Source organism: Pseudoalteromonas sp. SIMBA_162 (assembly GCF_046535955.1).
GTDB classification, from domain to species: domain Bacteria; phylum Pseudomonadota; class Gammaproteobacteria; order Enterobacterales; family Alteromonadaceae; genus Pseudoalteromonas; species Pseudoalteromonas marina.
Genome location: NZ_JAWJBQ010001155.1, coordinates 1 through 238 on the forward strand (window position 1 = coordinate 1; position 238 = coordinate 238).

1 protein-coding gene is annotated in these 238 nt (G+C 61.3%); it reads right to left on the bottom strand.

From position 1 onward, the window contains the following. Positions 1–238, bottom strand: a 238-nt coding sequence (locus tag R0J88_RS23295; protein ID WP_410901360.1) for a fumarylacetoacetate hydrolase family protein, incomplete at both ends; no start/stop codon positions are given.

The following is a 238-nucleotide window of genomic DNA, read 5'->3' on the forward strand; positions in this document are numbered from 1 at the left end:
GTGGCTTAAATTCCAGTTCGCTGGCGTGGTCGGCGTAGTTCAGGCCGAGGGCAAACAGCGTGCCGTGCGGGTGTGGCTGCGTTGGGAAGCTCTTGCGCGTGGTCACTTCACGTTCGTCCACTACCGGATTTTCCAGCGGCGGGAAACCTTCTGCGAGAACACGCACGCGATCGCCTGGCTGTATTTCCACGCGCGCCTGTGGCGTGCCGAGCAGAATGGCATCGCCTGGATTCAGCAT